This is a genomic window from Viridibacillus arenosi, assembly GCF_001955655.1.
Taxonomy (GTDB): Bacteria; Bacillota; Bacilli; order Bacillales_A; family Planococcaceae; genus Viridibacillus; species Viridibacillus arenosi.
The window spans coordinates 1-1,111 of the sequence record NZ_MSPW01000040.1; the positions used below are offsets into that span (position 1 = coordinate 1).

Genomic DNA, 1,111 nt, shown 5'->3' on the forward strand with positions numbered 1-1,111 from the left:
ATCCGATTGTATGTACTATTTTTTAAATCAAAAATTGCAAAAGAACCACATATGAAGACCCCTAAAATCATTATTGCTGTAAATAACCAACCTTCTCCCCAAGTAACTATCAAAGAATATAAACATCCCAAAGCAACAGCTAATGAACCATATTTCATTCTCCATTTTTCTAGTTTCGATTGTTTTTTTTCTTCCAAAGTTTTCTTCCCTCCAATCCTGGTTGTTAGCACAATAGCGGTTGCTCTTACTGAACAAACGCACCCGTTAGTTGGATAAAAGTTATTTCTTCTTTCTTGTTTGAATGTATTTTTCCGTCAATAATCCAGCATTAAACACCGATAAAATCATGATGAAGAAAAATATTACCCGACCGGTTGGTTCCCTCTTGTCAGCAATAAACTCAATACTAGAAAAATTAACATAAACAAAGCCAAGAGCAACAAATATAGATAAGATAAATTGCCCTTTTAAAGACTTAATCATAAAATGCCCCCTATAAATATTCTTAAACTGTCCTGCGTTAATTTAAGAAAAAAGTGCCACCCCCTGACTTGAAGTAAAGCAACCCTTTTCGTTCGATATTTTACATATATTAACTTATTCAACACATTCGCAAAAAAACCTCTTCTTCAACTAAACTGCCCCGTTAGTTTAAGTGCATTTTTTCACAATCTTTATCGTGATTTACTTACATATCCAAATAAAAAATCATCTCACTCCTAAGAAATATATATATGCTAGATGATTTTTATCAAACTTTATTACAAATTATTAATCAATATTACAATCGAAATAACTTTATAATAAATAATCTATCTTTTTTACAAATCTACAGCTGTACCACCACTAATTGTCCATGATGGTCCTGTCCCTCTTGCAGCTTCTTTTTTAGTCCATTATTTAAAGCATATAAGAGACATGGGGAAAAATATGCAATTAGATTTGCTTAACTCAAACGTAACATGAAATATTGATTCTTCATTTAATCCTGGCATCCATCTATTTTCGAACAATTAGTTTCTCAAAACTATCATATGATTAGTATTAATAAAGACAAAAATAGTCCTGGTTCTTATAATTTACATAAGACCAGGACTTATTTTGTTAGAAC

General features: G+C 30.8%; 2 protein-coding genes. Both read right to left on the reverse strand.

The genetic code is table 11. The features are described 5' to 3' along the window. A partial coding sequence (locus BK137_RS21645) for a hypothetical protein (protein ID WP_076066911.1) occupies positions 1-197 on the reverse strand: 197 nt, incomplete at its 3' end. 82 nt (positions 198-279) lie between these two features. Then, positions 280-483 (reverse strand): hypothetical protein, encoded by a 204-nt coding sequence (locus BK137_RS21650; protein ID WP_038184514.1) that lies wholly within the window; start codon positions 481-483, stop codon positions 280-282. Between the last annotated feature and the right edge of the window lie 628 nt (positions 484-1,111).